Raw genomic sequence first — 4,770 nt, forward strand, 5'->3', positions numbered from 1 at the left:
CGGGTCGGCGGGGTCTGCGAAACCCCGTCCCGAGTGCGGCCGAGTATCCCCCTCGACCCTCCGACACCGCTCCATGAGTCGATGTCGGCGCGGGCCGTTGCAGACCCGCTCCCGTTCCATCCGCTCCCGCCGCCGCAAGGTCGCAGGCCTTACGAGCCCTCCACGCGACGAGACGGCTTTAGAATACGCGCGTTTCGGAGGGGGGATGGATAATGGGGGAGATAATTCGCCAAGCGGTTGGATTCGCGGGGAATGCACCAGCCGCATTGTGATGGCTGGCATTGAAATCCGTCATCCTCGGGCTTGTCCCGAGGATCCATCATCCCGGTGTCCGCCGCCGTCCCCCGCCCTTTGAGACCGAACGTATGGATCCTCGGCACAAGGCCGAGGATGACGGCGGTGGGTGGACTGACGAAGGGCTCTCGGCCACATCAACTGCGCCCGTGGAACTTCGAAAACCCCTCCACTGCTTCGCACAAGTGGGTAGGAGACGAGGGTGCGCCAGCCTTTAGATCAGTCCCGCCAGCGGCGACGACGGATCGGCGTACATCCGCTTCGGCATCCGGCCGGCCAGATAGGCGTCGCGGCCGGCGGCGACGGCGTGTTTCATGGCGCGGGCCATGCGGATGGGGTCTTTCGCCCCGGCGATGGCGGTGTTCATCAAGACGGCGTCGCAGCCCAGCTCCATCGCGCGCGTGGCGTCCGAGGCCGTGCCGACCCCGGCGTCCACCAGCACCGGCACCTTGGCCTGTTCGACGATCAGGCGGACGTTGACCTCGTTCTGGATGCCCAGGCCCGAGCCGATCGGGGCGGCGGCGGGCATGATTGCGGCGGCGCCGGCGTCCTCCAGCCGCTTGGCCATGACCACGTCGTCGGTGCAATAGACCATGACGTCGAACCCGTCCTTTATCAGCAGGTCCAGCGCCCGCAGGGTCTCGACCATGTCGGGATAGAGGTGGGCGGTGTTGGACAGGACCTCCAGCTTGACCAGGCTCCATCCGCCCGCCTCGCGCGCCAGGCGCAGGGTGCGGACCGCGTCCTCGCCGGTGAAACAGCCGGCGGTGTTGGGCAGGAAGGTGAAACGGTCGGGCTTCACATAGTCGACCAGCATCGGCTGGTTCGGATCGGTCAGGTTCACCCGGCGCACCGCCACGGTGACGATCTCGGCGCCCGCCGCCTCGGCCGCGGCGGCGTTCTGGGCGTAGTCGGCGTATTTGCCGGTGCCCACGATCAGGCGCGAGGTGAAGGTGCGGCCCGCGACGGACCAGGTTTCGGAGGCTGTATCGGTCATGACGGCTGACCTAAGCCTATGGCCGTCGATGCGAAAGGGCCGAAACGATCACGCCGCGTTGCCGAAGGGTCGCAAATGGACTAAACCAAGTGGACTAAGTTCACTGGAGCGGCGTCATGGAGACGATAAATATCCACCAGGCCAAGACGCATCTGTCGCGCCTGATCGACAGGGCGGCCAAGGGCGAGTCCATCACCATCGCCAAGGCCGGTAAACCGATGGCCAGGATCGTCCCGCTGGAAGAGACGCCGCCGGTCGTCGACACCTCGCGTCGGTTCGGCTTCATGAAGGGCCAGATCAAGGTGCCCGACGACTTCGACACCATGGGCCAGGCCGAGATCGAAGCCATGTTCTATGGCGACGGGGTCGATGACAAACCGGAAGACGACTTCCGCCGATGAGGTTGCTGATCGACACCCATCTGCTGTTGTGGGCGTCCGAAGATCTGGCGCGGCTTCCCCCAGAGGCGGCGCAGGCGATGGCGGACCCTGACAACACCTTGATCTTCAGCGCGGTCAACATCTGGGAAATCGTCGTCAAACGGAACTTGCAACGTCCCGATTTCAATGTCGATCCGAAGACGTTTCGGCATCGTCTTCTGGCGGCGGGATATAGCGAAATCGACGTCACCAGCCGACATACGCTGGGGCTCGCCGGCCTGCCTTTGATCCACCGCGACCCTTTTGACCGCCTCCTTCTGGCCCAGGCCGTAGTCGAGGAAGCCAGGCTGGTGACGGCGGATGCGACGCTGGCCCGCTATCCCGGCCCGATCCTGAAGGTCTGATCAACCGCCGCCGACGAACTGGACCAGTTCGATGCGGTCGCCCGGCGCGACGGGGGTGGAGGCGTGCAGGGATTTGGGCACGATCTCCAGATTGCGCTCGACCGCCACCTTGCGCGGGTCCAGCGACAGTTCCTCGACCAGGGCCAGGATGGTGACGGCCTGGACCAGGCGCGGCTCGCCGTTCAGTTGGATCTGGTTCATCGCGGGTCTCCGTCGGGCGCGGCTCGCAGATAGACGCCGCCGCGGGTCTTCGCCAGCCCCGGCGACCGGATCGGATCAGCCCGCCTCGACCAGGAAGGCGACCAGGGCCACGGCCAGGGCGGCGAAGGCCGCCGCCGCCGTCCGCACGATCGTCTTGCCGTCCTGGCGCATCCGCTTGCGTTCCCGAAAGCCCGTCCCGCTGGGGGACCGTCGTATGGAGCCGTGCGAAATCCGGACCAGCGTCGATTGCCCCGGCGTAAACTTCCCTGCGCCGACCGTTTGACCCGCGAGCCGCGTCGGCTAAAAGGCCCCTCTTGCGCCGTCGTGCGCCGGATCGATTCCTGGAACCATGTCCGAAACACCCGTCCTTCATGTGCTGAACGGTCCCAACCTGAACCTGCTCGGGGTGCGGGAGCCGGACATCTATGGCCGAGACACCCTGGCCGACATCGAACGGCGATGCGTGGCGACGGCGGCCGGGGCCGAGGTGGTGTTTCGCCAGACGAACCACGAAGGCGTGCTGGTGGACTGGATTCAGGAGGCGCGCGAGGGCGCGGACGCCCTGATCCTCAACCCCGCCGCCTATGGGCATACGTCGGTCGCGCTGCACGACGCGCTGAAGGCGCTGTCGATCCCGGTGATCGAACTGCATCTGTCCAATCCGGCGGCGCGCGAGGCGTTCCGCCATCGCTCCTATGTGTCGTCCGCGGCGACCGGCGTGATCGCCGGTTTCGGCGCGGCCGGCTATGAACTGGCCGTCCAGGCGGCCCTGATCCTGATCCGGGAACGCGCCTGAGGGCCGCCCGTTCGCTAACACACACGAAAGACAAGGCGCATTCCAATGGCCGATGACAAGAAACACGCCGAAATCGACGCCGCCCTGGTCCGCCAGCTGGCCGAAATCCTGAACGAGACCGACCTGACCGAGGTCGAGGTCGAGCGCGGCGATCTGAAGATCAAGGTCAAGCGGTCGGTGACGGTCGCCGCCGCCCCCGTGCAATACGCCGCCGCGCCCGCCCCTGTCGCCGCGCCCGCCGCAGCCGCCCCTGCCGCCATGCCGTCGGATCCGGCGACCATCGTCGCCCGCGCCGGCGAAGAGGTGAAGTCGCCGATGGTCGGCACCGCCTATCTGCAGCCGTCGCCGGAAGCCGCGCCCTTCGTCAAGAAGGGCGACACGGTCAAGAAAGGCCAGACCCTGCTGATCGTCGAGGCCATGAAGACGATGAACCCGATCCAGGCCCCCCGCGACGGCGTGGTGGCCGACATCCTGGTCGGCGACGCCCAGCCGGTCGAATACGGCGAAGCCCTCGTTCTGCTGGAAGCCTGAGCCGTGTTCACGAAAGTCCTGATCGCCAACCGCGGCGAGATCGCCCTGCGGGTGCACCGCGCCTGCAAGGAGATGGGCATCTCCACCGTCGCCGTCCATTCGGAAGCCGACCGGGGCGCCATGTGGGTTCGGCTGGCGGACGAGAGCGTCTGCATCGGCCCGGCCTCGGCCGCCAAGTCGTATCTGAACATCCCCTCGATCATCGCGGCGGCCGAGATCACCGGCGCCCAGGCGATCCACCCCGGCTACGGCTTCCTGTCCGAGAACGCCCGTTTCGCCGAGATCGTCGAAGCCCACGGCATGACCTTTATCGGTCCCAAGCCCGAGCATATCCGGGTCATGGGCGACAAGATCAGCGCCAAGCAGACGGTCAAGGACGCGGGCATTCCTGTGGTCCCCGGCTCGGACGGCGAGGTCGAGACGGTCGAGGCCGCCATCGAGGCGTCCAGGTCCATCGGCTTTCCCCTGATCGTCAAGGCGGCGGCGGGCGGCGGCGGACGCGGCATGAAGGTGGCTCTGACGCCCGACGACCTGGTCGAGGCGGTCCAGACCGCCCAGTCCGAGGCCAAGGCGGCCTTCGGGAACGGCGCCGTCTATATGGAGCGCTATCTCCAGAAGCCGCGCCACATCGAGATCCAGGTCATCGCCGACAGCCACGGCAACGTCGTTCACCTGGGCGAACGCGACTGCTCGCTGCAGCGCCGTCACCAGAAGGTGCTGGAAGAGGCCCCCTCGCCTGCCCTGTCGGCCGAGGGCCGCAAGACAATCGGCGAGACGGTCAACAAGGCCATCGCCGCCATCGGCTATCTGGGCGTGGGCACCATCGAATTCCTGTGGGAGGACGGCGAGTTCTTCTTCATCGAGATGAACACCCGCCTGCAGGTCGAACACCCGGTCACGGAAATGATCACCGGCGTCGATCTGGTGCGCGAACAGGTGCGGATCGCCGCCGGTCTGCCGCTGTCGTTCACCCAGGACGACATCGAATTCAAAGGCCACGCCATCGAGGTGCGGATCAACGCCGAGAACCCGGAGACCTTCACCCCGTCGCCGGGCAAGATCACCGACTTCCACGCGCCGGGCGGCCTGGGCGTGCGTCTGGATAGCGCCATCTACGCCGGCTATTCGATCCCGCCCTATTACGACAGCCTGATCGGCAAGCTGATC

At 66.6% G+C, this 4,770-nt stretch carries 7 protein-coding genes; 5 read left to right on the forward strand and 2 right to left on the reverse strand.

Annotation, left to right across the window (positions count from 1 at the left end; genetic code table 11):
* Window positions 1-508: 508 nt before the first annotated feature.
* Window positions 509-1,291 carry a HisA/HisF-related TIM barrel protein gene (locus tag DI624_RS15830; RefSeq protein WP_291540488.1) on the reverse strand — a complete coding sequence of 261 codons (783 nt, stop codon included), beginning with the start codon at window positions 1,289-1,291 and terminating at the stop codon, window positions 509-511.
* A gap of 116 nt (window positions 1,292-1,407) precedes the next feature.
* Here DI624_RS15830 and DI624_RS15835 point away from each other — a divergent pair, with 116 nt between their 5' ends.
* Window positions 1,408-1,692, forward strand: a complete 285-nt coding sequence (locus DI624_RS15835) for a type II toxin-antitoxin system Phd/YefM family antitoxin (RefSeq protein ID WP_291540490.1) — start codon at window positions 1,408-1,410, stop codon at window positions 1,690-1,692.
* 2 nt (window positions 1,693-1,694) lie between these two features.
* Window positions 1,695-2,075 (forward strand): type II toxin-antitoxin system VapC family toxin, encoded by a 381-nt coding sequence (locus DI624_RS15840; protein WP_291540491.1) that lies wholly within the window; start codon window positions 1,695-1,697, stop codon window positions 2,073-2,075.
* On the opposite strand, the gene thiS is transcribed toward DI624_RS15840, so the two are convergent.
* Window positions 2,076-2,276, reverse strand: a complete 201-nt coding sequence (gene thiS, locus DI624_RS15845; RefSeq protein WP_291540493.1) for a sulfur carrier protein ThiS — start codon at window positions 2,274-2,276, stop codon at window positions 2,076-2,078.
* A 349-nt stretch (window positions 2,277-2,625) separates the two neighbouring features.
* Between thiS and aroQ the strand changes: the two genes are divergently transcribed.
* From aroQ to accC, 3 genes are all read left to right on the forward strand, one after another.
* Window positions 2,626-3,072: a type II 3-dehydroquinate dehydratase gene (gene aroQ / locus DI624_RS15850; RefSeq protein WP_291540495.1), complete on the forward strand. Its 447-nt coding sequence runs from the start codon at window positions 2,626-2,628 to the stop codon at window positions 3,070-3,072.
* A 45-nt stretch (window positions 3,073-3,117) separates the two neighbouring features.
* Window positions 3,118-3,603, forward strand: a complete 486-nt coding sequence (gene accB, locus DI624_RS15855) for an acetyl-CoA carboxylase biotin carboxyl carrier protein (protein WP_291540497.1) — start codon at window positions 3,118-3,120, stop codon at window positions 3,601-3,603.
* Between the two features lie 3 nt (window positions 3,604-3,606).
* On the forward strand, window positions 3,607-4,770 hold a 1,164-nt coding region (gene accC / locus DI624_RS15860; protein ID WP_291540499.1), incomplete at its 3' end, for an acetyl-CoA carboxylase biotin carboxylase subunit.

The organism is Brevundimonas sp. (assembly GCF_003248455.1).
Lineage (GTDB): Bacteria > Pseudomonadota > Alphaproteobacteria > Caulobacterales > Caulobacteraceae > Brevundimonas.

What these genes read in the sequence shown, in the direction of transcription:
- DI624_RS15835 (WP_291540490.1), top strand. Translation starts at nt 1,408, where the DNA reads ATGGAGACGATAAATATCCACCAGGCCAAGACGCATCTGTCGCGCCTG.
- accB (WP_291540497.1), top strand. Translation starts at nt 3,118, where the DNA reads ATGGCCGATGACAAGAAACACGCCGAAATCGACGCCGCCCTGGTCCGC.
- DI624_RS15830 (WP_291540488.1), bottom strand. Translation starts at nt 1,291, where the DNA reads ATGACCGATACAGCCTCCGAAACCTGGTCCGTCGCGGGCCGCACCTTC.
- thiS (WP_291540493.1), bottom strand. Translation starts at nt 2,276, where the DNA reads ATGAACCAGATCCAACTGAACGGCGAGCCGCGCCTGGTCCAGGCCGTC.
- aroQ (WP_291540495.1), top strand. Translation starts at nt 2,626, where the DNA reads ATGTCCGAAACACCCGTCCTTCATGTGCTGAACGGTCCCAACCTGAAC.